Source organism: Janthinobacterium sp. GL_088 (genome assembly GCF_057837845.1).
The window spans coordinates 281,176-306,065 of record NZ_CM174453.1; the positions used below are offsets into that span (position 1 = coordinate 281,176).

Here is a 24,890-nt window from a genome sequence, read left to right on the forward strand (position 1 = left end):
GGAAGGCCGGTCCCCATGCGGGGACTGGCTGATTAAACAGGAGAAATATCATGTCCGACAGTCTGAAACTGCAAGCCCCCGTTGCACCGTGGTACAAGCATCGCTGGCCATGGCTGCTGATGATCGGCCCCGGCCTGTCCGTGGTCGTCGGCAGCTTCATGGGCTATATCGCGTTTACGCAGCCCGATGCGCTGGTGGTGGGCGATTATTACAAGCAGGGCAAGGCGATCAACCAGGATTTGAAGCGCGACACGATCGCCAGCGACCTGGCCATGGATACGAGCCTGTCGTATGACGTGGCGCAAGCACGCCTGACCGGTTCCGTGCACAGCTTCGGCAAGGCTTACCAGGGTCCGCTGCAGCTGCACCTGGCGCATGCGACCCTGCCGGAAAAGGATATCAAGGTGCTGGTGCAGCCCGATGCGGCCGGCAATTTTTCCGTGGCGCTGCCGATGCTCGAGCGCAGCCGCTGGCAAGTGCTGGTGGAAAACGACAAACGCGAGTGGCGCCTGTCCGGCATCTGGACCTGGCCGCTGCAACGCAGCATCGCGCTGCATGCGGACGAAGAGCTGTAAGCCTTATTTGCAGATGTCGGTTCCGGCCGTAATGGCCTTCAGCTTGGCCGGCTGCAATATCTCGATCTCGCGGTTCGACACGCGCAGCCAGCCTTCCTTCTTGAATTTGGATAGCAGGCGGCTGACGCTCTCGATGGTCAGGCCCAGGTAGTTGCCGATTTCCTCGCGCGACATGCGCAGCTGGAAATTGCTGCCCGAATAGCCGCGCGCTTCATAGCGCGACGCCAGGTTGACGATGAAGGCGGCAAACCGCTGCGTCGCCTGCATATTGCCCAGCAACAGCATCACGCTTTGCTCGCGCGTGATTTCCTGGCTCATCATGCGGTGGAAATGGCGCAGCAGGGTCGGCATATTGCCCAGCAATTGTTCCAGGCTGGAAAACGGGATTTCACACACTTCGCTGTCTTCCAGCGCCACTGCATTACAGTGGTGGCGGTCGGCGCTGATGGCATCCATGCCCAGCAGTTCGCCCGCCATCTGAAAACCCGTCACCTGCTCTTCGCCACCGGGATTGATCTGGTACGTCTTGAAGTGCCCCAGGCGGATCGCATACAGGTTCTGGAACGAGTCACCGATGCGGAACAGCGAGGCGCCGCGCACGATCTTGCGGCGGCGGCCGATGATCTGGTCCAGCCTGTCCATGTCGCCCACATCGAGGCCCATCGGCAGGCACAATTGATGCATGCTGCAGGTCGAGCATCGCGCACGCAACGCCTCCACGTTCACGGTGGGCAAGGTGGGAGTGAGTAGCGCTTCAGTCATGTCGGTACCTTTTAGAAAATGCAACAACAAGTTTACTGCATACAGCTGCATACAGGGTTGCCGTATGCCAATTTCACCGTAATTTCGGCGAATAAACGACGTCCAGCCTTTAATTATATGGCAACATCGTCAAAAGCCCGTACGGGGCGGGCAATTTGCGCGGTGGCGCTTGCCAAGCTGGTGTATTGATAGGAAAATTCCTGACAGCATTATCTGCCGCCTGTGCCGCCCGGTACTGAAAAGGAAATCATGAAGCCTCTCGGCATCAAAGCAAAAGTCGCGCTGGCCACCAGCCTGACCTCGATCGCCATGATCGCGCTGGTCACCATGATCCAGGTGCAGCACATGCGCGACGACTTCACCCGAGTACTGCTGAGCCAGCAATCGTCCCTGATCACCCGCACCGCTGCCGAGCTCGACGACAAGCTGGGCATGCTGCTGCAGATCGTCACCCTGACGGCCCGGCAACAGCCGCCGGAATTGATCGCCCGGCCCGTCCAATTGCGCGAATACTATTCGCGCCGCTCGATGCTGGTGCTGTTCGATGACGTGCTGGTGCTCGACGCGCAGGGCGCCATCGTGGCCGACATGCCGGAAGTGGCGGGGCGCGCCGGCATCAACGTTGCCGAGCGCGAGTATTTCCAGACCGTCCTGCGCACGCGCCAGCCCATGATCACCGAACCGATGCTTGGTAAATCGAGCGGCATGCCCATCGTGCAGATGGTGGCGCCCGTGCTGGCCGCCGATGGCCGGGTGGCCGGCGTGGTGATCGGCGTGCTGCGCCTGTACAAGGACAACCTGCTGGGCCGCCTGCGCTCGGAAAAGATCGGCAAGAGCGGCTATTATTTCATCCTCACGCGCGGCGCCGTGCCGCGCTATGTGCTGCACCCCGATACGAGCCGCTTGCTGCAACCGCGCAAGCCGAACGCCAACCTGACGACGACCCAGTTGCTGAAGGAAGATGGCGAAGGCAGCATGGTCAGCACCAACAGCCGGGGCATCACGGCCGTCAACAGCTTCAAGCGCCTGAAATCCGTGAACTGGCTGCTGGCCGCCTCGCTGCCCGTCGAGGATGCCTTCGAACCGTTCGATGGCGTGCTGTACCGGCTGGTGCTGTGGAGCATCCTCGCTTCGCTGCTGGCCGCTGCCGTTCTGGGCTGGGTCACCGTGCGCCTGCTGTCGCCGCTGGTGCGCCTGCGCAACACCTTGCTGGCCCTGCGCACCAGCGGCAGCCGCTTCACCCCCGTGCCGGTACGGCAGCGCGACGAGATCGGCGAACTGACGGAAGCGTTCAACGGCCTGATGAGCGAACGCGACCGCCTGCAGCAGGAACTCGAAGCGCGCGCGGCGGAGCTGGAACAGGAACGCGACCGCGCCGAAGCGGCCAACCGCGCGAAGAGCGATTTCGTGGCCAACATGAGCCATGAAATCCGCACGCCCCTCAATGCCGTGCTGGGCATGGTGTATTTGCTGGGCAATACCAGGCTCGACACGGAACAGCGCAAGTATCTGACCATGGTGCGCGTGGCGGGCCAGTCGCTGCTGGGTATCCTCAACGACGTGCTCGACTATTCGAAGATCGAGGCGCGCCGCATGGAATTGTCGCCTGTCGAATTCGACCTCGACGAAGTCATGAATACCCTGGCCACGACGATGACGATGAATGCGGGCGAAAAGGAACTGGAACTGGCCATCGCCGTCGAACCCGACGTACCGCGGCGCCTCGTCGGCGACGCTCAGCGCCTGCAGCAAATCCTCGTCAACCTCGCCGGCAACGCCATCAAGTTCACGGAGAGCGGCGAAGTGGTGGTGGCCGTCAGCCTGGCCGAGAGCAAGAGCGAGAGCAAGAGCGAGAGCGGCCGCGCCTGGCTGCGCTTCGAAGTGCGCGACACGGGCATCGGCATGACGGAACTGCAGCAACAACAGCTGTTTTCCGCGTTTTCCCAGGGCGACCAGAGCATCACGCGGCGCTTCGGCGGCACGGGCCTGGGCCTGGCCATCAGCAAGCAGCTGATCCACATGATGGGCGGCGACATCGCCGTCGCCAGCAGCGAAGGCAAGGGCAGCCGTTTCTGGTTCAGCGTGCCCTTCGAGATGCTGGCGCAACCGGCCGAAACGCGGCGCACGCCGGCGCTGGGCCAGCTGCGCCTGCTGGTGGCCGACGACAACCGCACCACGCGCGAACTGATCGTCAAGCTGATCGAGGCGTGGGGCTGGCTGGCCGACGAAGTGGACTCCGGCTTTGCCGCCATCGAACTGTACCGCGAACGCCTGGCGCAGCAGCAACCATACGACGTGGTGCTGGCCGACTGGCACATGCCCGTCATGGACGGCCTGGCCACAGCCAAGGCCATCCGCCAGGCGGCCAGCGGCCAGCGCCAGCCCATCGTGGTGATGGTCAACGCCTTCGCCCGCAACCACCTGGAGGAAATTTCCAGCGCGGCCGAGGCCGACGTTGTGCTGATGAAGCCGATCACGGGCTCCAGCCTGTTCGATGCCCTGCACCAGGCACTGATTACCAAGAACGACGGCGGCGAGCCACGCATGCTGCACCAGCCGCTGGGCACGGAACTGGCCGGCGTGCATTTCCTGCTGGTGGAAGACAATCATTTGAACCAGGCCGTGGCGCGCGGCATCCTCGAACACATGGGCGCCACCCTGGACGTGGTGGGCGACGGCTTGCAAGCCGTGGAACGGCTGCGCACGGAAGCGTTGCGCTACGACATCGTGCTGATGGACATGCAGATGCCCGTCATGGACGGTTTCAGCGCCACCCACATCATCCGCACGGAACTGCGCCTGAACCTGCCCGTGATCGCCATGACGGCCGGCGTGCTGGCGTCCGAGCGCGAGCGCTGCATGACGGCCGGCATCAGCGACTTCATCGCCAAGCCCGTGGTGGTGGAAGAGATGATGGAAGTCATCCTGCGCCACCTGCCCAAGCGCCCGCAAGTGCAGACGGCCGAGCCGGCACGCGTCGACGATGAGGAAGTGTTTTCCATGGCGCCGCTGATGCGCGTGATGGGGCGCGATGCGAAGGGGCGCGGCGTGCTGCGGCGCATGGTGGAGGACGCGCTGAACAAGGGCATGACACCCGTGCGCGACGCCGAAACAGCGTTGCAGGCAGGCCGCCACAGCGACGTGGCGCGCATCCTGCACAGCGTGCGCGGCTCCGTCGGCACCCTGGGCACGAAACGCCTGATCCGCGCCGCCTTCGCCACCGAGGAAGCCATCGATGCGGGCCGTCTGGACGAGGTGCCGGCGCTGCTGGCGCACACGGCGCAGGAACTGGAACTGGCGCTGGCGGCGGCAGCGGATTGGTTGTCCAGGCTGAAGGATTAGCACCCAAACGCCTAAGAAAACCGTAGCGAGCGGCAGTGAGTTGTGCCTAAGAAGCGCAACCGTGCTAGAGCACGGTGAGCATCGCAGGCCGCAAATCGCGACGCGCAGTAGATTTGCTTTGGCGTTTTATGCGGGCACGCCCAGAATCACGCTGGACGCCTTGAACATCGCCGTCACATTGCTGCCCGGTTCGATGCCCAGATCGGTGCTGCTTTGATTCGTGATGATGGCGGCGATCGTGCCGCCGCGCGGCAGGTCCAGCACCACTTCCGTGTTGACGGCGCCCGTCTGCACGCGCGTCACCACCCCGGCCAGCTGGTTGCGCGCGGAAAAGCGCGCGCCATGGCTGTCCGTCACGAGGATGATCGACGAAGCCTTGATCAGCGCGAACGCTTCCGCGCCCGGCACCAGGCCCAGGCTGGCGCTGCTGCCCTGCGTGACGATGGCCACGATGTGCTGGCCGCCCGGCAATTCCAGCGTGACTTCATCGTTGACGGCGCCCTGTTTCAGTTCGGCCACCTTGCCCAGGAATTGATTGCGTGCCGTGGTTTTCATGGCCATTCTCCGTATGAGTAAAAGGTCGTCGGCGATGCCTTCCGCCTGGCTGCCCAGCTGGCGCAGGTAACGGGCATGCTCGCGCTCGATGATGCGGAAATTGTCGACCAGCTGGCGTCCCCGTGGCGTCAGCCGCGTGCCGCCGCCGCCCTTGCCGCCCGTCAGGCGCTCGACCAGCGGTTCGCCAGCCAGGTTGTTCATCGCGTCGATGGCATCCCAGGCCGCCTTGTAGCTCATCTTCACAAGCTTGGCCGCCTGCGTGATGGAGCCGCATTCGGCGATGGCACCCAGCAATTCCACCCGGCCGGCGCCGCCCAGGTTTTCTCCGCCCACCGTCATCCATACCGAGCCTTGCAGGCCAATGGCCGCTGATTTATCCAATGCGTTCACCCAATGTCATGTGTTCTTCCCTGTTATCGATCTGCCCGTCGCGCAAGTACAGCACATGCTCGCCCAGGATGCGCGCATCTTCCGGATCATGTGTGATCAGGATCATGGGTACGTCCAGGCGCTGCTGCCACTGGCTCAGTTCCAGCCGCATTTTGACACGCAGGGCCGGATCGAGGGCGGCAAACGGCTCGTCGAGCAGCAGCGCAGCCGGCTCGGCCACGAGCGCCCTCGCCAGCGCCACCCTTTGGCGCTGGCCACCGGACAACTCGTCGGGGAACTGCTGCGCCAGTTCCTGCAAGTGGAATGCGTCCAGCCAATGCTCGACCTTCTGCAATTTTTCGCGCGCGCGCGGATTGAACCAGCCGCGGCTCAGGCCAAAGCCCACGTTCTGGCGCACCGTCAGGTGCGGGAACAGCGCGTAATCCTGGAACAGATAGGCGACATTGCGCTGCTGCGGCGGCAAATTGATGCCGGCGGCGGAGTCGAACAGGGTGCGCCCGTTCAGGCGGATATGTCCTGCATCCGGTGTAAACAGTCCGGCAATGGCTTTCAGGGTCATGCTCTTGCCGGCGCCGGACGGGCCATACATGGCGATGCGCTGGCTGCTGGAGGTGCATTGCACCTGCAGGTCGAAGCGGCGTTTGCCGGAGCGCAAGGTGGCGCGGAGGTCAAGGTCGAGTTGCATAGGCATCATCATAGGCGTCATTTGTGCGCGATGCGCCCGGGTGCCAGGCGGCCAGCCGACAACAGCACCACGATGCAGACAACAGAGATAATCAGGACCAGCGTATTGGCCACTTCATCCTGACCCGCCTGCACGGCTTCAAACACGGCCACCGACAGGGTCTGCGTCTTGCCGGGGATGCTGCCGGCCACCATCAGGGTGGCGCCGAACTCGCCCAGCGCGCGTACAAAACCCAGCAGCACGCCGGCGAGGATGCCGCGCCAGGCCAGCGGTAACGTGACGCGGAAAAAGATCGCCATTTCCGAAATGCCCAGCACGCGGGCCGCCTGCTCCAGCTGGCCGTCGACGGCCTCGAAGGCGGCGCGGGCGGGCTTGAAGACGAGGGGAAAGGCGACCACGGTGGAGGCGATCACGGCGCCCTGCCACGTAAAGATGAGGTTGATGCCGAAGTTATCCTGCAGCCAGATGCCCAGCGTGCCGCGCCGGCCCAGCAGCACCAGCAGGTAATAGCCGAGCACGGTGGGCGGCATCACCATCGGCAGGGTCAACAGGGCGTCGAGCAGTTCGCGCCCGGGAAAACGCGTGCGCGCCAGCAGGTAGCCCGTACCGATGCCAAGCAACAAATTGAGCGCCGTGGCCCATGCCGCTACCTTGAGCGACAGGGCCAGCGCGGTCCAGGCGATATCCATGCAGGTGCGTACCTAAATTATGGCTTTTTGAAACCGTACTTGGCGAGAATGGCTTGTGCCGGCGCCGTCTGCAGGTAGCTGACGAAGCGCTTCGCTTCGGCCGCATTGCCGCTGCCCTTGATGGTGGCGATCGGGTACAGCACGGGCGCGTCCAATGGCACCTCCAGCACCACGTTGACCTTGTCTTTCATGATGGCCGCGTCGGTGGCGTAGACAAAGCCCGCATCGACTTCGCCGCGCGCCACGTAGTCGAGCGACTGGCGCACGTTCTGCGTGCCGATGGCCTTGGCTTGCACGGCATCCCACAGCTTCGCCTTCTTCAGCGCGCCTTCGGAGTAGCGGCCGACGGGCACGCTGGCCGGGTTGGCGATGGCCACGCGCGTCACATCTTTATGCGTCAGGTCCGTCAAACTCTTGATGCCCAGCTTGCTATCGTGCGGCACGATCAGCACCAGGCTGTTGCCGACGAAATCCATGCGGTCGGCCGGCAAGACGAAGCCCTGTTTTTGCGCCGCATCCATGGTTTCCTGGTCGGCTGAGGCAAACACGTCCACGGGCGCGCCCTTGACGATCTGTTGCAGCAGCACGCCCGAGGCGGCGAAGTTCAGGGATACCTTGCTGCCTGGATACTGCGCCTCGTAGCTTTGCGCCGCATCCTTGAACGCATTCGTCAGGCTGGCCGCGGCCGACACCACCACTTCGCCGGCAAGGGCGGAGGTGGCGGCGGTGGCCAGCAGAGCGGTGCCAAGCAGGCGGGCGAGGGAGGTGAGGCGCATGATCGTATCCTTGTAAAGTGAACGGTGAACAAGGAGCGTAATATACACTTATATATAGCGTTCTGCCATTGCATGGGTCAAGACAATGCCAATGGCATTGACAGATGCAGATGGCCGGACTATTTTTAAGAATAGAAGAATATCCACTACTTTCCAGGGTTAAACGATGGGATACGCAGCGGTACTGCTTGGCCCCTCGATGCTCCTGGCGGTCATTCTTCTGGCACTGCTCATCGAGAGGCGGCATCCCCTGCAGCAACAGCCTTCGGGTGCGTCACGCTTCAATCTGGCGTATATGGTCATCTATGCCGCCAGCGGCGCCATGCTTGCCCCGCTCACGGCCATCGTCACGGTGCAGCTTGTCAATGCAGCCGGCGGCGGGTTCATCAATCTCGACGCATCCGGCTCGATGCTGGCGCCGGCATTCATCGTGTATGCCCTCAGCATGGATTTTCTGGAATACGCCTTTCATCGCGTGCAACACCGCGTACCCGCCATGTGGGCCATGCATTCCTTCCATCACAGCGATACGACCATGAATGCCAGCACCACGACCAGGCACTATTGGGCCGAAGCGGGCATCAAGGCACTGAGTATCTATCTGCTTGCGGGGATCTTGTTCAAGACCAACATGGTGATTTTAGGAATGTACGGCATCCTGGGCTTGTATCATGTTTTTCCGCATATGAATGTCCGGGTCGGCTTTGGCCGTTACTGGATGTTGTTCAATTCACCGCAGTACCATCGCGTTCATCATTCGGCGCAAGCTGAACATTTCAACCGTAATTTCGCCGGGCTGTTCCCCGTCTTCGACCGGTTGTTCGGCACCCACCATATTCCCTGCGCGGAAGAGTATCCGCCGACGGGTCTGGACACGGGCAAGGCGCCGGGAACCTTGCTTGACGCGCTGACGTGGCCAGTGCGCAGCAAGGCCCCGTCCGCGCCCTAGACGCGCGCCACCGCCACCTCGTCGCGCCGCGCATACCGTTGCGCGATCACGGCGCAGATCATCAGCTGAATCTGGTGGAACAGCATTAGCGGCAAGATCACCATGCCCAGCGAACGCGTGGAAAACAGCACCTTGGCCATCGGTACGCCGCTGGCCAGGCTTTTCTTCGAGGCGCAAAAGACGATGGCGATTTCATCTTCCTTGTTGAACCCCAGGCGGCGGCTGACAAAAGTGGAAATACCCAGCACCAGCGCCAGCAGCAGCAGGCTGATCAGCCCCAGGGCCACCAGCGTTTCCACCGAAATCGTATGCCACAGGCCTTCGCTGACGGCTTCGCTGAAGGCCGTGTAGACCACCAGCAAGATCGAACCCTGGTCGACGTATTTCAAGGTGGCTTTATGGCGGTCGACCCAGCGGCCGATCCAGCGGCGCAGGAACTGGCCGGCCAGGAAGGGCAGCAGCAGCTGCATGACAATCGACAATACCGCGTCCACCGACGACTTGCTTTCCGCGCCCTTGGCCACCAGCAAGCCCACCAGGATGGGGGCGAGGAAAATGCCGATGAAGTTCGAGGCCGAGGCGCTGCAGATGGCGGCCGGCACGTTGCCGCGCGCCATGGCCGTCATGGCGATCGACGATTGCACGGTCGATGGCAGAGCGCACAGGAACAAGATGCCCATGTACAGGTCGGGCGTGAGGAAGGTCAGCGCCAGCGGGCGCAAGGCCAGGCCCAGCAGCGGAAACAGGACAAAGGTGCTGGCCAGCACCAGCAAGTGCAGGCGCCAGTGCATGGCGCCGGCCACCACGGCTTCGCGCGACAGCTTGGCGCCGTGCAGGAAGAACAGGGCGCCGATGGCCACCGTGGTGATGTTGCCGAAGACCACGGCCGTCTGGCCCGTGCAAGGCAGGAAAGTGGCCAGCGCCACGGTGACGAGCAGGGCGAGGGTGAAGTTATCGGGTTGCAGATTGCGCAGCAGGGCGCGTGGAGAGAAAGAAGACATGCGTGGACCTGGTAGCGGCGCAGGACAGCGCCAGTGCCTGGCATTCTACCTGCTTGCTTGGCGGCATGCCGGGAAGATGCATGCCGCCCTGTTCGCTGCTTTAAACAATGCCGCTGCTGCTCGCCCCTGCCTTCGGTGGACGCGCGACGCCACGCGCTTCGCGGTAACCGCTGCTGCGGTAGCAGGCGACCGGATCGATGGCCGCGCCCGAACGCAGGCGCGCCATGGCCAAAATCGCACTGACATCGGTACGGAATGCCTGCTTCAAGGCCTGCGCGGACGCATGCACGTCATTGCTTTCCTGCAGGTGGCGCAATCCGGCGCGGTCGACCAGCGCGGACTGGATAAAGGCGCGCTGTACCTCGACGGCGCTGCTCATCAGGCTTTCGATCGGGTCGGTCACATTGTGCGACTGGTCCAGCATGTAGGCGGGGTTAAAGGTGCTGCCTTCGCGCTCGGCCGCATCGGCCAGTTCATTGAATACCAGGAACAACTGGAACGGGTTGATGCTGCCCGAATCGAGGTCGTCGTCGCCGTATTTGCTGTCGTTGAAGTGGAAGCCGCCCAACTTGCCGAACTGCGCCAGGCGCGCGACGATCATTTCAATATTCGTATTTGGCGCATGGTGGCCCAGGTCGACCAGACATTTGGCTTTCGGGCCCAGGGTGGTGGCGCAGGCAAAGCTGGTGCCCCAGTCGGCGATGGTGGTGGCGTAGAAGGCCGGCTCGAACAGCTTGTGTTCGATGAAGATATTCCAGTCGGCGGGCAGGGCGCCGTAGATGTCGCGCATGCTGTCCAGGTAGCGCTCCAGCGCACCACGCAGATTGTGTTGGCCGGGGAAGTTGGCGCCATCGCCGACCCACACCGTCAGCGCTTTCGAACCGAGCGCGCGGCCCAGTGCTATGCATTCGATGTTGTGCTCGACCGCCTGCGCGCGCACGCTGGCGCTTTGCGAGGTCAGACTGCCGTGCTTGTAGGTGTGCTCCTGGCCCAGCTGGTCCTGGAAGGTGTTCGAATTGACGGCGTCAAAGCCCAGGCCATAGCCTTCGGCGACTTCACGCAGGGCTGCCGTGTCGCTCACTTTGTCCCATGGAAAATGCGGCGAGACGGCGGGCGTGGCTTGCGTCAGTTGATGGATGACGGCGCAGTCTTCCAGCTTTTCAAATATATTGCGCGGTTCGCCCACGCCGGGGAAACGGGCAAAGCGGGTGCCGCCGGTGCCGGCGCCCCAGGTTGGCACGGCCACGGCAAAGGTCTGCGCCAGCGCCGTCAGTTTTTCAATGTCCTGGCCGCGCCGTTCCAGCACGCCGGCCAGCGCCGCATAGTCGGCGTCGAGGTCGGACTGCAGCTTGGCATTGTGTTCGGCCACCAGGCCTTCGTTGATCATGGTGTTCATGGTTCGTCTCCTTGTGCACAGCGCGGCGCGTTGGCCGGCTGCTTTTTTATAGGACTTGATTATCGTGTAAATGCGGCCGCGTTGCCGGCATCGACATTGATGATATTGCCGGTACTCTTGGCGGCTTTTTCGCTGGACAGGAAATACACGGCTTCGGCGATGTCTTCCGGCAGCACGCTGCGTTTGAGCATGCTGCGCTGGCGGTAGAATTCCTCGATATCGTCCGAATCGATCTTGTTCGAGGCGGCCCGCTCTTCCTTCCACTTGCCATCCCAGATGCGCGAACCGCGGATCACGGCGTCGGGGTTGACCACATTGACGCGGATGCCGTACGGCGCGCCTTCCAGCGCCAGGCAACGGGCCAGGTGAATCTCGGCCGCCTTGGCGGTGCAATAAGCCGAGGCGCCACCGGAGGCCACCAGGCCATTCTTGCTGGCCACATACACCATGCTGCCGCCCAGCTGCTGCTGCTTCATGATGCGGAAGGCGGCGCGGCTGACCAGGAAGTAGCCGGTGACCAGAATCGACTGGTTGCGCTCCCACATTTCCAGGGTCGTGTCTTCCACCGGCGCCGACGAGGCGATACCCGCGTTCGACACCAGCAGGTCGACGCCGCCAAAGCGCAGCGCGGCCGCGTTCAGGATGGCCTCTACTTCATGCTCGGCCGTGATATTGGCGCGCACCGTGGCGATATTGTCGCGGCCCGCCACCTTCAGCAGCGCCTGCTCGGCTTCTTCGAGGGCACCGCCATCGATATCGGTCAGCATCACGCACGCGCCTTCCTGCAGCAGCTGACGCGCCACGGCCTGACCGATGCCGCCGGCGCCACCGGTTATCAGCGCGATGCGGCCGGCCAGGCTTTTCGGTTTCGGCATGCGCTGCAGCTTGGCTTCTTCCAGCAGCCAGTATTCGATATCGAAGGCTTCCTGTTCCGGCAGGCCGACATAGGTGTTGACGCCATTGGCGCCGCGCATCACGTTGATGGCGTTGACATAGAACTCGCCGGCGATGCGCGCCGTCGCCTTGTCCTTGGCGAACGACAGCATGCCCACGCCAGGGATCAGATAGATGATCGGGTTGGCGTCGCGCACGGCCGGGCTGTTGTCGTGCTTGCAGCGCGTATAGTAGGCGAGGTAGTCTGCGCGGTAGGCGGCCAGCGCATCGTCGAGGCCCGCCACCAGCTTGTCGAAGTCTGGGCTGGCGGGCTCGAAGTCGATCACGAACGGGCGGATCTTGGTGCGCAGGAAGTGGTCGGGGCAGGAAGTGCCGAGCGCGGCCAGCGGCAGCAAATCGTTGCTGCAAACAAAATCGAGCACATTGGCGCTGTCGTCGAAGTGGCCCAGCTTGTATTCGTCCTGGCTGATCTTGCCGCGCAGCAGGGGCATCAGCCGCTGCGCCAGCGCGGCGCGTTCTTCCGACGGCAGCGGTGCGACCTTGGCGCCGCCAAACGCCGGTTGTCTGGTATTGGCGGCCAGCCAGTCTTCGGCGCGCTTGATGATGGCCAGCGTGACTTCATAGCAGGACTTGGCCGTATCGCCCCAGGTAAACAGGCCGTGGCCTTCGAGGATGATGCCCTTCAGGTTCGGCTGCGCCTGCGATACGGCTTCCAGTTTCAGGCCCAGGTCGTAGCCGGGGCGCTGCCATGGCAGCCAGCCCAGTTCGCCTTCAAAAATCTTTTGCGTCAAAGCCTTGCTGTTGGCGCAGGCGGCGATCGCGATCACCGCATCCGGATGCATATGGTCGACATGCTTGCGCGCGATATACGCATGCAGCGGGGTATCGATACTGGCCGCGCGCGGGTTCAGGTTGAAGGTGCAATGGGGCAAATAGGCCACCATTTCGTCTTCCAGCGCCAGGCCACGGTAGCGGCCTTTCAGGGCATTGAGCTTGTCCATATACAAGGTGGAAAAGCCATCGAGCTTGATGCTGCCCAGGTCGCCACCGGAGCCTTTGACCCACAGCACTTCGGCTTGGTCGCCCGTCAGCGGATCGGTCATGGTGATCTTGGCCGAGGTATTGCCGCCGCCAAAATTGGTGATGCGCATATCCGAACCGAGCAGGTTCGAGCGGTACAGCAGCAGTTCCGGTTCGCTCAAGGTTGCGGCGTGCGCGTCGTCCCACAGCGAGGCCATTGGCGCGGGCGATTTGGTGTCCATCGTGGCGGTCATACAGTGTCTCCATTATTGGTTATGTGTGCGATTGCCATGACCGCATCTGTGTGCGGAGCAGCTGGCGGCAGCAGCGCTCAGTAGAAATCAGCGGCCTGGCCATGTCAATCAACAAGCAATCAAAACGGTGAGAGAAACGCAAATAATCATCATGTTGATCGGAACCCCGATCAGCCATTTGCGCAATGGGCAAATAATCACCATGTTGATTGATTGATTGTTGACATGGACTGCTCAACTGCTTAGGCTGGCTCACCGATAAAGAAGTCGTCCCTGGCCATTGCGCACCGCGCCGCAGCCTCCAAGGAGATGACTCAAGAGGAGACAACGTGATCAATCACAAACGCCGCAAAGGGCTGTTGAAGTTACTCGCCGAGCACACCACGGCGAGCGTCGATCAATTGGTCAACTGGCTCAATTCGTCGCCGGCCACGGTGCGGCGCGATATCGCCTGGCTGGCCGAGCGCAATCTGCTGGTGCGCACCCGTGGCGGAGCGGAAAGCCTGCCGCAAAAAAAACAGCGTACGTTTGCGCTGTCGGGCGAGACATTCCAGAACAATATCGACCGCTGCGCCGCGCAGAAACGCGCGATTGCCCGCCATGCCTGCGGCCTGTGCGCGGACGGTGACACCATCATCATCAATGGCGGCACCACCACCTATCGCATGGTGGAATTCTTGGTCGACAAGCGCCTGAAAATCCTCACCAATTCCTTCATGATGGCCGAGCGCCTGTTGATGACCAGCGAGAACGAAATCATCCTGCCAGGCGGCAAGGTCTATCGCGAGCAGAACGTCATTTTAAGCCCGTTCGACAACGACATCAGCCAGCACCATTACGCCGGGAAAATGTTCATGGGCGTGTACGGCCTGTCGATGCTGGGCCTGATGGAAGCGGACCCGATGCTGATCCAGGCCGAAAAGCGCCTGATCAGCCAGGCCGAGGAACTGATCGTGCTGGCCGACAGCAGCAAGTTCGCGCGCAAGGCCGGGCTGATCCTGTGCGGCCTGAACCGCGTGTCCTGCGTGATCACTGATACGGGCGCGTCCGATGCAGCCGTGCAGATGCTGGAGCAATCGGGCGTGAAAGTACTGGCGGTGGCGCCCGAGCAAGCCGCTGAAGCGAGCCTGCTGCAGACGGAAAAGGAATGGCAAGTCCACTAAAAAAATAATAAGAACAAGATGGCAGGGGACATGGTGTCTACCGCCACATCAATAATAAAAGGAGACGTGGCATGAAAATGAACAAAATGATGGTGGCGGTCCTGAGCACCTGCATGATGGCCTGCCTGGCCACCGGTGCCCAGGCGGCGGAAAAAATGAAGATCGCGATGGTCGTGAAGAACCTCGGCAACGGCTTTTTTGACGCCGCCCACGAAGGTGCGAACGAAGCGGCCAAGCAACTGGGCGACGTGGAAATCATTTACACGGGCCCAACCACGGCCACCGCCGAAGGCCAGATCGAAATCATCAGTTCCCTGATCAGCCAGAAGGTCAAGGCCATCGTCATTTCCGCCAACGATGCCAATGCGCTGGTGCCGATCACCAAGAAAGCCATGCAGCGCGGCATCAAGGTCATTTCCTTTGACAGCGGCATCGCCAAGGACGGCCGCCTGATGCAATTGAATCCATCGAGCCCGGCCCTGATCGGCCAGAAGCAAATTGAAATGGCGTCTGACGCCATCGGCGGCGCCGGCGAGATCGCCATCCTGTCGGCCACCGCGCAAGCGACCAACCAGAATATCTGGATCGGCGAAATGAAGAAAACGCTGGCCCAGCCCGCGTATTCGAAAATCAAGCTGGTGTCGACCGTGTATGGCGACGACCAGTCCGACAAAAGCTACCGCGAAGCGATTGGTTTGCTGCGCAGCAACCCGAACCTGAAAGCCATCATCGCCCCGACTACGGTTGGCATCAATGCGGCCGGCAAGGCCGTGGTCGATGAAAAACTGGTCGGCAAAGTGTATGTGACGGGCCTGGGCCTGCCATCGGAAATGGCCGGCCACGTGAAGAGCGGCGCCGTGAAAAGCTTTGCGATCTGGAATCCGATCGACCTGGGCTACGCCGCCACCTATGCCGCGCACCAGTTCGTGACCGGCAAGGCGACCGGCAAGGCCGGCGAATCGATTGCGGTCGGCCGCATGGGCAAGCTGACCGTCGACGCGGCAGGCGAAGCGGCGCTGGCACCACCGTTCACGTACGACAAGGATAACGTCGACAAGTTCTCGAAGATTTTCTAATACGTCGGCGGCTGTTGTCGGGTTACGCGTTCCGCTAACCCGACCTACGAAATCCTTAACTTGTGAATGGCTATGTCACAGAATCCCCCTATTTCGCAGGCCGAGGCGCCGGTATTGCGCCTGCACGGCATCTGCAAACATTTCCATGGCGTCACCGCGCTGAAAGACGTGGCGCTGACGGTGCGCGCCGGCGAAGTGATGGCGCTGATCGGCGAAAACGGCGCCGGCAAGTCGACCCTGGTCAAGACGCTGACCGGCATTTATCAACCGGACGCCGGCCATATCGAAGTGAACGGCCAGCGCGTGCTGTTTGCCAGCCCGCAAGACGCGATGGATGCCGGCATGACCGCCGTGCACCAGGAAACCGTGATGTTCGATGAACTGACGGTGGCCGAAAATATCTATATCGGCCGCCAGCCGCAGACCGGCTATCCGGCCCGCATCGACTGGGCGCTGATGGCCAGCCAGGCCGAAGCGATCTTCGCGCGGCTGGAAGTGCAGTTGCCGGTCTTGGCCAAGGTCAAGGACCTGAGCGTGGCGCAGCGTCACTTCGTCGAGATCGCCCGCGCCCTGTCGCAGGATGCGCGTGTGGTGATCATGGACGAGCCGACGGCCTCGCTGTCGCAGCGCGAAATCCACGAGCTGTACCGCATCATCGGCCAGCTGCGCGCGGCCGGCACGGCGGTCATTTTCATCTCGCACAAATTCGATGAAATCTTTGCCGTCGCCGACAGCTATACGGTGCTGCGCGACGGCCATTTTGTCGCTGCCGGTTTGCTGGCCGAAATCACCGAACCGCAGCTGGTGTCGCTGATGGTGGGCCGCGCGATCCACCAGGTATTTCCCAAGGTCGAGGTGCCACTGGGAGCGACCCTGCTGGAAGTGTCGCAGTTCTGTCATCCGACCGAATTTCGCGATATTCATTTTTCGGTGCAGCAAGGTGAGATCGTCGGCTTCTATGGCCTGGTGGGCGCCGGCCGCTCCGAGGTGATGCAGGCGCTGTTCGGCCTCACGCAAGGCGTGACGGGCACGGTCAAGATTGCCGGCAAGGAAGTGGCGATCCGCAGCGCCAGCGACGCCATCAAGCACGGCATCGCCTATGTGCCGGAAGACCGTCAGCACCAGGGCGCGCACCTGTCGCTGTCGATCGTACAGAACATTACCTTGCCGATTCTGGATGGTATCGGTTTTTTTCTCCGCAGTAAGCGTTCGCGTGAAACCGCGATTGCGCGCCAGTTCAGCGAACAGCTGGAACTGAAAGCCAGCCATTTTACGCAAATGGTGTCGGAACTGTCCGGTGGCAACCAGCAAAAAGTGGTGCTGGCCAAATGGCTGGCCACCAAGCCGAAAGTCATTATTCTCGATGAACCCACCAAGGGCATCGATATCGGCTCGAAAGCGGCCGTGCACCGCTTTATCAGCGAGCTGGTGACGCAGGGCCTGTCGGTGATTTTGGTGTCGTCGGAATTGCCGGAAGTACTGGGCATGGCCGACCGCGTGGTGGTGATGCACCAGGGACATATCAATTGCGTGTTGCCGCGTGCCCAGGCGACACCGGAAAAAGTGGTTGCCGCCGCCTCCGGCAGCGCGTACTCGAACGAGGAACTCACATGCACTACCTGAAACAACGCGAAGTCCAGCTGGCGCTGCTGATCGTGCTGCTGGCCGGCGCCGTGGGCCTGCGCGCCCCCGTCTTCCTGACCCCGGGCAGCCTGGGCAACCTGCTGACCGACAGCACGTTATTGATCATGCTGGCGCTGACGCAAATGTTCGTCATCGTCACGCGCGGCATCGATCTGTCGGTGGCCTCGAACCTGGCCTTGTCGGGCATGATGGCGGCGCTGCTGGCCGTCAATTATCCCGACCTGCCCTTGGCGCTGGTGATGCTGGTGGCAGTGTTGATCGGCCTGCTGCTAGGCCTGGTCAATGGCTATCTGATCGGCTACCTGGACCTGCCGCCCATCGTGGTGACGTTGGGCACCATGAGCGTGTACCGCGGTCTGGTGTTCGTGCTGTCTGGCGGCGCCTGGGTCTCGTCGCACCAGATGCCGGCCAACTTTATCGCCTTTCCATTGAGTCATTTGTTTGGCGTGACGCACCTGGTGTGGATCGCGGCCGTCGCCATTCTCGCCACCTGGCTGCTGGCGCGGTATACGCGCTTCGGGCGCGACCTGTATGCAATCGGCAACCAGCCGCTGGCGGCGCGCTATGTCGGCATCTCGACGGCACGGCGCCTGTTCTGGACGTATGGCCTGTCAGGCATGATGGCGGGCCTGTGCGGCTATCTGTGGGTGGCCCGTTACGCGGTCGCGTATTCGGAAATTGCCTACGGTTTTGAATTTACCGTGATCGCCGCCTGCGTGATCGGCGGCATCAGCATCGCCGGCGGCGCCGGCACCGTGGCCGGCGCCGTGCTCGGCGCGCTGTTCCTGTCCGTGATCAACAACGCCTTGCCGATCATCAAAGTGTCACCGTTCTGGCAAAGCGCGCTGACGGGCATCGTGATCCTGACAGCCGTCCTGATCAATGCACGCGGCAACAAGAAAGCCGGGCGCCAGATCCTGCCGCTGGCCATGCTACAACCCTCATCAAGGAGCGCCGCGTGAACGCGATCTCGACTTCCCTGCACCAGCCTGACGCGGCCAAAACGTCATCCGACAAGGCACCCGGTTCGCGCTACACCATCCTCGACCGCAAGGCGCCGCGACTGTCGCATTACCTGGCGCATTGGGAAGCGCTGCTGGCGTTGCTGCTGGTCGCGGTATTCATCGGCAACAGCGTGTTCCTGCCGAACTTTTTCGACACCTATAATCTCGCCGACAGCACCTTCAATTTCAGCGAAAAAGCGCTGATTGCATTGCCGATGGCCTTGCTGATCATCTGCCGCGAAATCGATATTTCCGTCTCGGGCACCCTGGCGCTGTCATCGGTGGCGATGGGCTTTGCGCACCACCACGGCGTGCCGCCCGAAGGCCTGCTGTTCGTGGCGCTGGCCATGGGCGCCGTCTGCGGCAGCCTGAACGGCGTGCTGGTGACGCGCTTTGCCTTGCCGTCCATCGTCGTGACGATCGGCACGGTGGCGCTGTTTCGCGGCCTGGCCAGCGTGATCCTGGGCGACCAGGCCTACACCGGTTACCCGCAACTGCTGATCGACTGGGGCCAGGGCTATTTCTTCGACATCATTCCGCGCCCCTTTGTGATCCTGCTGGCATTCGCCGTGCTGTTTGCGGTGCTGCTGCATGCGACGAGCTGGGGCCGGCGCATCTTTGCCATCGGCAGCAATCCGATGGCGGCGCGTTTCTCTGGCGTGGCGGTGGACCGCTACCGCTTTGCCCTGTTCGTGCTGACGGGCGCCATGGCCGGTCTGGCCGCCTGCTTGCTGACCGGACGCATCGGCAGCACGCGGCCGAATATCGCCATGGGCTGGGAACTGGAAGTGATCACCATGGTCATCCTCGGCGGCGTCAGCATCGCCGGCGGCAAGGGCAGCATCGGCGGCGTGATGCTGGCCGTGTTGCTGCTGGGCATGGTCACCTATGGCCTTGCGCTGCTGAATATTCCTGGCGTGATCATGACGATCGTGGTCGGCATCTTGTTGCTGATTACGATCGCCCTGCCGCGCCTGTTGACCCGCACATCGACGAAAAAATAAACATGGAACAAATTGCTTTCAAGATGCAGCTGAAACCCGGCAATGCCGCAGAATATCAACGCCGCCACGATACCATATGGCCCGAGCTGGCGGCCTTGCTGCACGAGTCCGGCGTGCGCGACTACAGCATCTTTCTCGATGAAGCGACGGGTGCGCTGTTCGCCGTGCTGCGCCGCATGGACGGCCACGCGATGGAGTCGCTGCCGCAGCATCCGGTGATGCGCCGCTGGTGGGATTACATGGCCGACCTGATGGACACGCAGAGCGATGCCTCGCCCGTCGTCGTGCCGCTGGCACCCGTGTTTCACCTCGCCTAAGGACTGCCGTGACCATCGACGCCACCGTTGTACTCGATATCGGCAAGACCAATGCCAAGCTGACCTTGCTGGATGCCGCCGGCGCCATTCTGGCCGAACAGCGCTGCCCGAACAACATCATTCAAACAGGACTGTATCCGCACCACGATACGGAGCGCCTGTGGCACTGGCTGCAAACCACCCTGGCCGCGTTTTCACGCCTGGCCCGCATCAGCGCCATCGTGCCCGTCACCCATGGCGCCACGGCGGCGCTGGTCGACGATACGGGCCTGGTGCTGCCCATCCTCGACTATGAGTCGACCTTGCCGCAGGCGCTGGCGGCCGAGTACGCGGCGCTCAGGCCAGCCTTTGGCGACGGCCTGTCGCCGCAACTGCCGTGCGGCCTGAACCTGGGCTTGCAGCTGTACTGGCTGGCCAAAACGTATCCGCAGGAATTCGCCCGCGCGCGCCATATCCTGACCTACCCGCAATACTGGGCCTGGAGACTGTGCGGCGTGGCGGCCAGCGAAGTGACGTCACTCGGTTGCCATACGGATTTATGGCAACCGCAGCTGGGCACCTTTTCCTCGCTGGTGCATCGCATGGAATGGACGCAGCTGTTTCCGCCGCTGCAAGCGGCATGGACGGCGCTGGGGCCGGTGCGAGCCAACCCAGCGCTGCCCGATTGCCAGGTACTGTGCGGCATCCATGACAGCAATGCTTCGCTGCTGCGCTATCTGGAGACGGAGGCGAACGACCAGCCGCGCACGATATTGTCGACCGGTACCTGGGCGATTGCCGCCGCGTTTGGCGCGCGACTGGACCGGCTCGATGAAACGGCCGACATGCTGGCCAATGTCAACGCGCTTGGGCAACCCGTGGCCTGCATGCGCTTTATGGGCGGACGCGAGTTTTCGGTGCTGGCAGGAGGATCTCCGCAAGTATGCGATGTGGCCGATATCGAACGGTTGGTGCGGCAGGGCAGCCTCGCGCTGCCGTGTTTTGCCGAGTCCGGCGGGCCGTTCGTCGGGCAGGCGGGACGCATCGTGGGGCCGGCGCCACAGACGGCGCAGGAATACTACGCGCTGGCCACCCTGTATTGCGCGTTGATGAGCGACTATTGCCTCGATGCCCTGGGCGCCGGCGGGCCGGTGATGGTGGAAGGCAGCTTTACCGACAACCCGCATTTCGCCTCCGTGCTGGCAGCGCTGCGGCCAGGCCAGGACGTGGCCGTATCGCAGGACACCAGCGGCACCACCTGCGGCGGCTGGATGTTGCACCGCTGGGGCGAGGTGCCGGCGCTGGAGTCGACGGTGATGGCGGCGCTGGCCTTGGACGGCCTGACTGCTTATCGAGAACAATGGCGGGCGCTCGCAACCGAACCGGCCTTGAAAATACGGGCGTAAACGAAAAATGCCCTGTCCGCAGACAGGGCAACCCGGAGTAAAGTACAGCGCGAGGGGGATTAGCCGGCGGCTTTGACTTTCAGCTCGTTCTTGATTTCTTTCACGCCGCTCACGGAAGCGACGATCTGCACGACGCGGTCACCCGCTTCGGCGCTCGGCACGTCGCCCGACAGGACGACCACGCCTTGCTGGGTTGCTACCTTGACTGGCAGGGCAGCGGCTTGCGCATCGGCGCTCAGGGCGGCCTTGGCCGAGGAAGTGATGGTTTCATCAGGGACGGCAGCGGCGGCGTTGGCGGCCACGACGGTGTCAGCAGGAGCTTGTGCTTTTGGTGCGGAGTCAGCGGCATGCGAAGCGGTGATCGAGGCGCCCGACAGTACGATAGCGGCAACCAGGGTATTGAACAGTTTCGATGTTTGCATGGTAGTTCCTCTCAATGAAGTTAAAAGCTTCTTACTTGGATAAAGCAACACTTTGAAGCGTCACATCTACCCATACAGCAAGCACCGTGCCAGCTTTTAAATTACATTCAAAATCAACGACTTACATGCAAACGCAATTTTTCCAGCCCATTTCGCAGCGATCTGGCCCGAAAAACGGGGGGTTTTGTCGCCTGACAGCGACAGCTTATGGCAATACCGTCAATGTTTTACGCCAAGCCCTTGATTTTCCACGCTTTATTTTTGTCGCTATTCAGCGACAGGGTCGCCATCGCCCCGAAACAGGGCCGGCGTCAGCTCGTATTTCTGTAATAAACGGTAGAACTCCGTGCGGTTGCGGTCGGCCAGGCGGGCCGCATCGGCCACGTTGCCATCCGTCAGGCGCAGCAATTGGATCAGGTAGTCGCGCTCGAAGCGTTGCTTGGCTTCGTTGTAGCTGAGTGCTTCCAGCGACGGCACGCGCAGGGCCCGCTGCACCAGGGACAAGGGCACCAGCGGTGCCGTGGCCAGCGCGCACACTTGCTCGACCACATTGACCAGCTGGCGCACATTGCCGGGCCATGGCGCCGCCACCAGGGCCGTGAGGGCGTCTGGCGCGAAGCCATTCAAGGGTTTCTGGTACTTGGCCGCCAGCTTCTGCAGGAAATGGTTCGCCAGCAGGGCAATATCTTCGCGGCGCTCGGCCAGCGGCGGCAGGCTCAAGGTCACCACGTTCAGGCGGTAATACAGGTCTTCGCGGAACTGGCCTTCCGCCATGGCCACGTCCAGGTCGCGGTGCGTGGCGGACAGCAAGCGCACGTCGACCGGACGCGTCTGGTCGGCGCCGACGGGGCGCACGGCCCGCTCCTGCAGCACGCGCAGCAGTTTTACCTGCAGCGGCAGCGGCATGTCGCCGATCTCGTCCAAAAACAGGGTGCCGCCATCGGCCGCCTGAAATAGCCCTTCACGGTTGCCGACGGCGCCCGTAAACGAACCTTTCACGTGGCCGAACAATTCCGATTCCAGCAACTGCTCGGGAATGGCGCCGCAGTTGACGGCGATGAACGGCGCCTTGGCGCGGCGGCTGGCGTTGTGCAGCGCGCGCGCCAGCAACTCCTTGCCCGTGCCGCTGGGGCCGCGTATCAAGATGCTGGCATCAGATCCGGCCACCAGCTTGGCTTCGGCCAGCAACTCGGCCATCTGCGCACTGCGGCTGATCAGCTCGGCACGCCAGCTCTCGTCGCCGGACGCGGGCGCCGGCATGACGGTGGACAAGTTGATGGCATACGCCACTTTTTCCATGAGCAGCTTGCCATCGAACGGTTTCGTCAGATACGCAAACGCGCCGCGCGCCGTCGCGTCGACGGCGTCGGGGATGGTGCCGTGGGCCGTCAGCAAGATGACGGGCAGGGCTGCATGCTGGCGGCGGATTTCATCGAACAGGGCCAGGCCGTCGCGGCCCGGCAATTGCACGTCGGTAATGACCAGGGCCGGCAGCTCCACGGCCAGGCGCGCCAGCGCCGCTTCCGCGCTGCCCACGGCCGTCACGCGATAATTACCCGCCTTCAAGCGGATGGTCAGCAGGCGCAGCAGGTCGGGGTCGTCGTCGACCAATAAGATGTGGGCGTGCTCGCTCATTTCGGCGCTCCCGCGGCAGGACGCACGGACAGGCTGCGCTCGATGTTTTTCAGCGCCTCGAGTTTTTCATTGAGCAAGTCGATGCGGCGCTGGGCGTCGCGCAACTGCGTGTTGAGCTTGTCGATGCTCTCGTCCTGGCGGCGCAGTTCCGCGTATTGGCTGCCCAGCAATTGCGCCAGCGGCGCCAGCAGTTGCGCGTCCTTGCCCGTGGCCGTGGCCAGCGGTTCCAGCAAGGCCTGCGCGCGAGCCAGGTCGCCGGGACCGCGCAAGGCCGCTTGCAGCATGGCGCGGCGCAGCGTGTTGTACGGCGCGTGATCGGCTTTCGCCAAGTCCAGCTGCGCCTTCACCAGTTCCGACGGCGTCATCAGGCGCAAGGCGCCTTGATATGCGAGCAATTCCGTCAGCTGGGGGTCCGTCACCACCACCACGCGCGGCGGCGTTTGCACCAGCACGGGCGTCTGGGTGGGGGGCTTGGCGGCGCAAGCGCCCAAGAGCAGCGCGCAGGCGGCCATGGCGGCCAGGGGAATTCTCGTCATCATAAGGGCAGTTCTATCCGAAAATGCGCGCCGGCGGAGCGCGGTAAAAGAGTGACGCTGCCATCGTGGGCGGCGATATATTCACGCACGATGGACAGGCCAATGCCATTGCCGTTGCGCGCGCCGGCCGCCTGGCGCACGCCCTGGTAAAACGGCTCGAAGATGCGCGCGGCATCCTCGGGCGCCACGCCGGCACCTTCGTCGATGCAATCGATGCGTACACGGCCGCCTTCGCAAGACAGGGTGAAACGCACGGTGCCGCCTTCCGGACTGAAGCGCACGGCATTCGACAGCAGGTTCGCCAGGGCCGTCGCCAGCTTGTCGCGATCGGCCTGCACGATCAGGGATTCTCCCTGCACCTCGACCGTCAAACGGCGCGCCAGCCATTGCAGACGCTGCCCGGCCACCACATCTTGCAGCAAGACCAGCAAATCGACCTTGCTGTGCGCCAGGTGCTGGGCGTCAAAAGCGGCGGTATTGTAGCGCAGCAAGTCCTCGATCTGGGTTTGCAGGGACGCCGTGTTTTGCTGCAGGATGCCGGCGATTTCGCGCTGGCTGTCGCTGAGCTTGCCCGCCACCTCGTCTTCCAGCAAGGCCACGCCTTCGCGCAGGGCCGCCAGCGGGGTTTTCAGCTCGTGCGAAATGTGGCGCAGAAAACGTTCCTTGTCGGCATCGAGGTCGGCCAGGCGCTGGCGCAGCCAGTCGAGCTGCTGGCCCAGGCGGCGCGTGTCGGCCGGTCCGCCGACGACGATGGGTTGATCGTAGCGCTTGTCGCCCAGGCGCTCGATGGCCGTCTCGATGCGGCGTAGCGGGCGCGACAACAGAAAGCCGAAGCAGGTGGCCAGCACGGCTGCCAGCAGCACGGCGCCACCGACCAGTACGCCCAGCACGCGGCGCTGGCGTTCCAGCTCGGCCAGCAGGGCGTCGTTGCGGCTGCCGATTTCCGTCTTGCTTTCGCGCGCCAGGCTGTCATTGATCTGCGTCATGCGGGCAAACGCGCGGTACACGACGGCATGGCCATCGCGCTTGCGGCGCTTACCCGCCTGCAAGACTTCCCACGCCGCTTGCGCCTGCACCGTCCATTCATCGGCCAGCTGGGAAGCGAACTCGGGCGTGGCCCGGTTCAGCACTTGCAGCGCCGCCGTCGCTTCGTCGCGTGCGGCCGCGTAGCGCTCGCGGAAGACGGGATCGTCGAGCACGAGGAATTGGCGCGCGCTGCGCTCCATGGCCAGGGTGCGCTCGGACAGCCGCTGCGACTGTTCCGTCAGGGCAATCGCCTGCGCCGCCGTCTCGCGCCCCAGCCGCGCCAGGTGCTCCAGGGTCAGCAGGGCTTGCACGGAGGTGGCCGTCAAAATGCCCGTCGTCAAAATGAAGGCGGCAAATAACAGTTGGCGAAAGGAAAGTCGGGACAAGGTA

The 24,890-nt window shown here is 62.8% G+C and carries 22 protein-coding genes; 10 read left to right on the plus strand and 12 right to left on the minus strand.

Translation table 11 applies throughout. The annotated features are described in order from the left end of the window. Nucleotides 1-50: 50 nt before the first annotated feature. A complete protein-coding gene (locus AC3IQ7_RS01185; protein ID WP_322429051.1) occupies nucleotides 51-575 on the plus strand; it encodes a FixH family protein in 525 nt (174 codons plus the stop codon). Between the two features lie 3 nt (nucleotides 576-578). Here the strand turns inward: AC3IQ7_RS01185 and fnr are convergent, their stop codons facing one another. After that, nucleotides 579-1,337, minus strand: a complete 759-nt coding sequence (gene fnr / locus AC3IQ7_RS01190; RefSeq protein ID WP_070257924.1) for a fumarate/nitrate reduction transcriptional regulator Fnr — start codon at nucleotides 1,335-1,337, stop codon at nucleotides 579-581. Nucleotides 1,338-1,586: 249 nt separating this feature from the next. Between fnr and AC3IQ7_RS01195 the strand changes: the two genes are divergently transcribed. Further along, nucleotides 1,587-4,679, plus strand: coding sequence for a hybrid sensor histidine kinase/response regulator (locus AC3IQ7_RS01195; RefSeq protein WP_489208135.1), 3,093 nt, complete (start codon nucleotides 1,587-1,589; stop codon nucleotides 4,677-4,679). A gap of 126 nt (nucleotides 4,680-4,805) precedes the next feature. Here AC3IQ7_RS01195 and AC3IQ7_RS01200 read toward each other — a convergent pair whose 3' ends face one another. Genes AC3IQ7_RS01200 through modA form a run of 4 tightly spaced genes read right to left on the minus strand, consistent with a single transcriptional unit; the run spans nucleotide 4,806 to nucleotide 7,774 of the window. After that, the gene (locus tag AC3IQ7_RS01200) at nucleotides 4,806-5,573 is read right to left on the minus strand and encodes a TOBE domain-containing protein (protein ID WP_322429097.1); all 768 of its coding nucleotides are present in this window, start codon (nucleotides 5,571-5,573) and stop codon (nucleotides 4,806-4,808) included. Nucleotides 5,574-5,607: 34 nt separating this feature from the next. Then, complete coding sequence (locus tag AC3IQ7_RS01205; protein WP_489208136.1) at nucleotides 5,608-6,309, minus strand: sulfate/molybdate ABC transporter ATP-binding protein; 702 nt, start codon at nucleotides 6,307-6,309, stop codon at nucleotides 5,608-5,610. 17 nt (nucleotides 6,310-6,326) lie between these two features. Continuing rightward, nucleotides 6,327-6,998: a molybdate ABC transporter permease subunit gene (modB, locus tag AC3IQ7_RS01210; protein WP_099377639.1), complete on the minus strand. Its 672-nt coding sequence runs from the start codon at nucleotides 6,996-6,998 to the stop codon at nucleotides 6,327-6,329. Between the two features lie 17 nt (nucleotides 6,999-7,015). Beyond that, entirely contained in the window at nucleotides 7,016-7,774 is a 759-nt protein-coding gene (modA, locus tag AC3IQ7_RS01215; protein ID WP_099377640.1) for a molybdate ABC transporter substrate-binding protein, read from the minus strand. A 166-nt stretch (nucleotides 7,775-7,940) separates the two neighbouring features. On the opposite strand from modA, the gene AC3IQ7_RS01220 reads away from it, so the two are divergent. Beyond that, nucleotides 7,941-8,723 carry a sterol desaturase family protein gene (locus AC3IQ7_RS01220; protein WP_099377641.1) on the plus strand — a complete coding sequence of 261 codons (783 nt, stop codon included), beginning with the start codon at nucleotides 7,941-7,943 and terminating at the stop codon, nucleotides 8,721-8,723. On the opposite strand, the gene AC3IQ7_RS01225 is transcribed toward AC3IQ7_RS01220, so the two are convergent. The 3 genes from AC3IQ7_RS01225 to AC3IQ7_RS01235 all read right to left on the minus strand — a co-directional run bounded on the left by AC3IQ7_RS01225 (nucleotide 8,720) and on the right by AC3IQ7_RS01235 (nucleotide 13,288). Continuing rightward, on the minus strand, nucleotides 8,720-9,724 hold the full coding sequence (locus AC3IQ7_RS01225; protein WP_099377642.1) for a bile acid:sodium symporter family protein: 1,005 nt from the start codon (nucleotides 9,722-9,724) through the stop codon (nucleotides 8,720-8,722). The two genes, AC3IQ7_RS01220 and AC3IQ7_RS01225, sit on opposite strands and share 4 nt — an antisense overlap. Nucleotides 9,725-9,824: 100 nt before the next feature. Then, on the minus strand, nucleotides 9,825-11,120 hold the full coding sequence (gene rhaI, locus AC3IQ7_RS01230) for an L-rhamnose catabolism isomerase (RefSeq protein ID WP_099377643.1): 1,296 nt from the start codon (nucleotides 11,118-11,120) through the stop codon (nucleotides 9,825-9,827). A gap of 59 nt (nucleotides 11,121-11,179) precedes the next feature. Further along, entirely contained in the window at nucleotides 11,180-13,288 is a 2,109-nt protein-coding gene (locus AC3IQ7_RS01235; protein WP_489208138.1) for a bifunctional rhamnulose-1-phosphate aldolase/short-chain dehydrogenase, read from the minus strand. A 329-nt stretch (nucleotides 13,289-13,617) separates the two neighbouring features. On the opposite strand from AC3IQ7_RS01235, the gene AC3IQ7_RS01240 reads away from it, so the two are divergent. The 7 genes from AC3IQ7_RS01240 (at nucleotide 13,618) to AC3IQ7_RS01270 (ending at nucleotide 20,881) form a co-directional block, all read left to right on the plus strand. Next, on the plus strand, nucleotides 13,618-14,451 hold the full coding sequence (locus tag AC3IQ7_RS01240) for a DeoR/GlpR family DNA-binding transcription regulator (protein ID WP_099377644.1): 834 nt from the start codon (nucleotides 13,618-13,620) through the stop codon (nucleotides 14,449-14,451). Between the two features lie 89 nt (nucleotides 14,452-14,540). After that, the gene (gene rhaS, locus AC3IQ7_RS01245; protein WP_416208788.1) at nucleotides 14,541-15,527 is read left to right on the plus strand and encodes a rhamnose ABC transporter substrate-binding protein; all 987 of its coding nucleotides are present in this window, start codon (nucleotides 14,541-14,543) and stop codon (nucleotides 15,525-15,527) included. A gap of 72 nt (nucleotides 15,528-15,599) precedes the next feature. Next, entirely contained in the window at nucleotides 15,600-17,150 is a 1,551-nt protein-coding gene (locus AC3IQ7_RS01250; protein ID WP_099377646.1) for a sugar ABC transporter ATP-binding protein, read from the plus strand. Beyond that, on the plus strand, nucleotides 17,138-18,133 hold the full coding sequence (locus AC3IQ7_RS01255; protein WP_489208139.1) for an ABC transporter permease: 996 nt from the start codon (nucleotides 17,138-17,140) through the stop codon (nucleotides 18,131-18,133). Before AC3IQ7_RS01250 ends, AC3IQ7_RS01255 begins: the two co-directional genes overlap by 13 nt. Continuing rightward, complete coding sequence (locus tag AC3IQ7_RS01260; RefSeq protein ID WP_489208140.1) at nucleotides 18,130-19,179, plus strand: ABC transporter permease; 1,050 nt, start codon at nucleotides 18,130-18,132, stop codon at nucleotides 19,177-19,179. Before AC3IQ7_RS01255 ends, AC3IQ7_RS01260 begins: the two co-directional genes overlap by 4 nt. A 2-nt stretch (nucleotides 19,180-19,181) precedes the next feature. Next, nucleotides 19,182-19,496 carry an L-rhamnose mutarotase gene (gene rhaM, locus AC3IQ7_RS01265; protein WP_099377648.1) on the plus strand — a complete coding sequence of 105 codons (315 nt, stop codon included), beginning with the start codon at nucleotides 19,182-19,184 and terminating at the stop codon, nucleotides 19,494-19,496. Nucleotides 19,497-19,504: 8 nt separating this feature from the next. Continuing rightward, on the plus strand, nucleotides 19,505-20,881 hold the full coding sequence (locus AC3IQ7_RS01270; protein ID WP_489208141.1) for an FGGY-family carbohydrate kinase: 1,377 nt from the start codon (nucleotides 19,505-19,507) through the stop codon (nucleotides 20,879-20,881). 59 nt (nucleotides 20,882-20,940) lie between these two features. Here the strand turns inward: AC3IQ7_RS01270 and AC3IQ7_RS01275 are convergent, their stop codons facing one another. The 4 genes from AC3IQ7_RS01275 to AC3IQ7_RS01290 all read right to left on the minus strand — a co-directional run bounded on the left by AC3IQ7_RS01275 (nucleotide 20,941) and on the right by AC3IQ7_RS01290 (nucleotide 24,886). Continuing rightward, nucleotides 20,941-21,303, minus strand: coding sequence for a BON domain-containing protein (locus tag AC3IQ7_RS01275; RefSeq protein WP_034752546.1), 363 nt, complete (start codon nucleotides 21,301-21,303; stop codon nucleotides 20,941-20,943). Between the two features lie 267 nt (nucleotides 21,304-21,570). Next, the gene (locus tag AC3IQ7_RS01280; protein WP_489208142.1) at nucleotides 21,571-22,938 is read right to left on the minus strand and encodes a sigma 54-interacting transcriptional regulator; all 1,368 of its coding nucleotides are present in this window, start codon (nucleotides 22,936-22,938) and stop codon (nucleotides 21,571-21,573) included. Beyond that, entirely contained in the window at nucleotides 22,935-23,477 is a 543-nt protein-coding gene (locus tag AC3IQ7_RS01285; RefSeq protein WP_489208143.1) for a hypothetical protein, read from the minus strand. Before AC3IQ7_RS01285 ends, AC3IQ7_RS01280 begins: the two co-directional genes overlap by 4 nt. Continuing rightward, the gene (locus AC3IQ7_RS01290) at nucleotides 23,474-24,886 is read right to left on the minus strand and encodes a HAMP domain-containing sensor histidine kinase (protein ID WP_489208144.1); all 1,413 of its coding nucleotides are present in this window, start codon (nucleotides 24,884-24,886) and stop codon (nucleotides 23,474-23,476) included. The genes AC3IQ7_RS01285 and AC3IQ7_RS01290 overlap by 4 nt, the downstream gene beginning before the upstream one ends. Between the last annotated feature and the right edge of the window lie 4 nt (nucleotides 24,887-24,890).

Coding starts and splice junctions, on each gene's coding strand:
- AC3IQ7_RS01185 (WP_322429051.1), top strand. CDS start 51: ATGTCCGACAGTCTGAAACTGCAAGCCCCCGTTGCACCGTGGTACAAG.
- fnr (WP_070257924.1), bottom strand. CDS start 1,337: ATGACTGAAGCGCTACTCACTCCCACCTTGCCCACCGTGAACGTGGAG.
- AC3IQ7_RS01195 (WP_489208135.1), top strand. CDS start 1,587: ATGAAGCCTCTCGGCATCAAAGCAAAAGTCGCGCTGGCCACCAGCCTG.
- AC3IQ7_RS01200 (WP_322429097.1), bottom strand. CDS start 5,573: ATGACGGTGGGCGGAGAAAACCTGGGCGGCGCCGGCCGGGTGGAATTG.
- AC3IQ7_RS01205 (WP_489208136.1), bottom strand. CDS start 6,309: ATGCAACTCGACCTTGACCTCCGCGCCACCTTGCGCTCCGGCAAACGC.
- modB (WP_099377639.1), bottom strand. CDS start 6,998: ATGGATATCGCCTGGACCGCGCTGGCCCTGTCGCTCAAGGTAGCGGCA.
- modA (WP_099377640.1), bottom strand. CDS start 7,774: ATGCGCCTCACCTCCCTCGCCCGCCTGCTTGGCACCGCTCTGCTGGCC.
- AC3IQ7_RS01220 (WP_099377641.1), top strand. CDS start 7,941: ATGGGATACGCAGCGGTACTGCTTGGCCCCTCGATGCTCCTGGCGGTC.
- AC3IQ7_RS01225 (WP_099377642.1), bottom strand. CDS start 9,724: ATGTCTTCTTTCTCTCCACGCGCCCTGCTGCGCAATCTGCAACCCGAT.
- rhaI (WP_099377643.1), bottom strand. CDS start 11,120: ATGAACACCATGATCAACGAAGGCCTGGTGGCCGAACACAATGCCAAG.
- AC3IQ7_RS01235 (WP_489208138.1), bottom strand. CDS start 13,288: ATGACCGCCACGATGGACACCAAATCGCCCGCGCCAATGGCCTCGCTG.
- rhaS (WP_416208788.1), top strand. CDS start 14,541: ATGGTGGCGGTCCTGAGCACCTGCATGATGGCCTGCCTGGCCACCGGT.
- AC3IQ7_RS01250 (WP_099377646.1), top strand. CDS start 15,600: ATGTCACAGAATCCCCCTATTTCGCAGGCCGAGGCGCCGGTATTGCGC.
- AC3IQ7_RS01255 (WP_489208139.1), top strand. CDS start 17,138: ATGCACTACCTGAAACAACGCGAAGTCCAGCTGGCGCTGCTGATCGTG.
- rhaM (WP_099377648.1), top strand. CDS start 19,182: ATGGAACAAATTGCTTTCAAGATGCAGCTGAAACCCGGCAATGCCGCA.
- AC3IQ7_RS01275 (WP_034752546.1), bottom strand. CDS start 21,303: ATGCAAACATCGAAACTGTTCAATACCCTGGTTGCCGCTATCGTACTG.
- AC3IQ7_RS01280 (WP_489208142.1), bottom strand. CDS start 22,938: ATGAGCGAGCACGCCCACATCTTATTGGTCGACGACGACCCCGACCTG.
- AC3IQ7_RS01285 (WP_489208143.1), bottom strand. CDS start 23,477: ATGATGACGAGAATTCCCCTGGCCGCCATGGCCGCCTGCGCGCTGCTC.